Consider the following 2265-nt stretch of genomic DNA (forward strand, 5'->3'; position numbering starts at 1 on the left):
GGACGGGGCTGCGCGGCGGGACGGGGCTGCTCGGCGGGGGGTGCGTCCGTGGCGGGGCGGCCGGGCGGTCCGGGGCGGGCCGGAGGCGCGGGAGGTCCGGGAGTGTCGGGGTGGCCGGGCACCCCGAGAAGACGGGCGAGTCGACGGGGTGCGCGGGCCATGGGGTCATCCCAGCACGGTGGGCGCCATGGCGCGTCGTTCCGGGGGATGGCGACCACGGGACGGGGGACTGCTCCTTTCGTTGAGGCGGGAATCGGTACGGGGGCCGAGGCGAGGGGGGCGGGCGGCCGGGAGGCTGGAGGGACGAGGCAGGGAAGGCCGGAGGGGAGTCGCCGTGATCGTCACACTCATCGTCGTCTGCGAGGTCGCCTTCTGGGTGCTCCTCGTCATGGGCCTCGCGCTGCGGTACGGGGCGCGCATGCCGCGTACGGGGCTCGCCGTGCTGCTCGTCGAGCCCGTGCTCGAACTGGTCCTCCTCGTCGTGACCGCCCTCGACCTGCGCCGGGGTGCCACGCCCGCCTGGTCGCACGGCCTCGCCGCCCTCTACATCGGCTTCACGGTTGCCTACGGCCACTCCACCCTCCAGTGGCTCGACGGCCACGCCCGGCACCGCCTCGCCGGGGGCCCGCGCCCGCCGAAGCCGCCCCGCCACGGGCGTCCCCGCACGGTCCACGAAGTCCGCCTCTGGCTGCGTACGCTCCTCGCCGCGGCCCTCGCCTGCGGCCTTCTCCAGCTCGCGATCCTCTTCCTCGGCGACCCGGACGCCTCGGCCCCGCTGCGCTCCTGGCAGCTCGTCGCGCTGCGCGCGCTCGGCGTCCACGGCCTCATCGCCTTCTCGTTCGTCCTGTGGCCGCCCCGCGCACCGGGCGACAAGGCGTCCGCGACGGAACGAAATTGAGGGTTCCGGCGTTGTGCGGGTGCGGTCGCCGCGAGCCGGGGGCGACCGCGACACCGACCGTGACCTCAGCGACCGAACGAAGGACCGGACATGCCCTCGAACGACCTTCCCGCACCTGTCCTCGCGCTCCTCGGTGAGCGCGGCCGGGGCGGCGTGCTCACCCTGAAGAAGGACGGCCGCCCCCAGGTCTCCACCGTCGACTTCGCCCACGACCCGGCCACGGGCCGCGTCCGCTTCTCCACCACCGACGACCGCGCCAAGGTCCGCAACCTGCGCCGCGACCCCCGGATCGGCCTCTACGTCACGAGCCCGGACGGCGGCGCCTACGGCGTCTACGAGGGCACCGCCTCGCTCACCCCCGTCGCCGCCGCTCCCGACGACGCGGCCGTCGGGGAACTCGTCGACCTGTACCGCGCCGTGCGCGGCGAGCACCCCGACTGGGACGAGTACCGCAGGGTCATGGTCGAGGACGGCCGCCTGGTCGTCTCCTTCACGATCGACCACGCGTACGGGTGGGGCGGGGCCTGAACCGGGGGTGAGGTGAGCGCGGGCGGGGGGCCGGGGAGAGCGGCCCTCGCCCGGGTCGCGAGACCCTAGCGCTCCCCGCCCGGCACCCACAGCACGTCCCCGTGCTCCGTGTTCGCCGCCCGCGCGAGGATGAAGAGCAGGTCGGAGAGGCGGTTGAGGTACGTCGCCGTGAGCGGGTTCATCGACGCGCCGTACGCCTCCAGGGCCGCCCACGTCGAGCGCTCCGCGCGCCGTACCACCGTGCACGCCTGGTGGAGCAGCGCCGCGCCCGGGGTGCCGCCCGGGAGGATGAAGCTGTCGAGCTTCGGGAGCGGCGCGAGGAAGCGGTCGCAGTCGGCTTCGAGGCGGTCCACGTACGCCTGCTCGACGCGCAGCGGGGGGTGCGCGGGGTTCTCGACGACGGGCGTGCTCAGGTCGGCGCCCACGTCGAAGAGGTCGTTCTGCACCCGCGTCAGGACCGCGGCGACGTCCGCGTCGAGCCCCCCGAGCGCGAGCGCCGTGCCGAGCGCGGCGTTCGCCTCGTTCGCGTCCGCGTAGGCGGCGATACGGGGATCGGTCTTGGCGGTACGGGACATGTCGCCGAGCGCCGTCGTGCCCTTGTCGCCGGTGCGCGTGTAGATACGGGTCAGATGGACCATGCGGCCAGCCTATCGGGGAGTCCCGCGCGCGGCCCGGCCCGGGCGAGTGTGTGATGTGCGTCCCGGGGGACGTGACGCGCATCTCTTCGGCGCCACCGGGCGCCGCAACGGCGCTAACCTCCGCCGGGGGCGGGTGACTGAACCGGCGTCACCGGCGGGGCGGCACCGGCGGCCCCGCCGTCGGCGCGGCGCGACCGCGCG

General features: G+C 75.2%; 3 protein-coding genes. 2 read left to right on the forward strand and 1 reads right to left on the reverse strand.

The genetic code is table 11. The features are described from left to right. The first annotated feature begins 334 nt into the window (after nucleotides 1–334). Both G3I42_RS07165 and G3I42_RS07170 read left to right on the forward strand, forming a co-directional pair. On the forward strand, nucleotides 335–898 hold the full coding sequence (locus G3I42_RS07165; RefSeq protein WP_164283452.1) for a hypothetical protein: 564 nt from the start codon (nucleotides 335–337) through the stop codon (nucleotides 896–898). A gap of 90 nt (nucleotides 899–988) precedes the next feature. Further along, on the forward strand, nucleotides 989–1426 hold the full coding sequence (locus tag G3I42_RS07170; protein WP_164283454.1) for a PPOX class F420-dependent oxidoreductase: 438 nt from the start codon (nucleotides 989–991) through the stop codon (nucleotides 1424–1426). 65 nt (nucleotides 1427–1491) lie between these two features. Here the strand turns inward: G3I42_RS07170 and G3I42_RS07175 are convergent, their stop codons facing one another. Then, nucleotides 1492–2064 (reverse strand): cob(I)yrinic acid a,c-diamide adenosyltransferase, encoded by a 573-nt coding sequence (locus tag G3I42_RS07175; RefSeq protein ID WP_164283456.1) that lies wholly within the window; start codon nucleotides 2062–2064, stop codon nucleotides 1492–1494. Nucleotides 2065–2265: the final 201 nt, after the last annotated feature.

The sequence above is a fragment of the Streptomyces sp. SID11385 genome (assembly GCF_010548245.1).
GTDB lineage: Bacteria > Actinomycetota > Actinomycetes > Streptomycetales > Streptomycetaceae > Streptomyces.

Excerpts from the sequence above, each read along its gene's own strand:
- G3I42_RS07170 (WP_164283454.1), top strand. The coding sequence starts at position 989 with ATGCCCTCGAACGACCTTCCCGCACCTGTCCTCGCGCTCCTCGGTGAG.
- G3I42_RS07175 (WP_164283456.1), bottom strand. The coding sequence starts at position 2,064 with ATGGTCCATCTGACCCGTATCTACACGCGCACCGGCGACAAGGGCACG.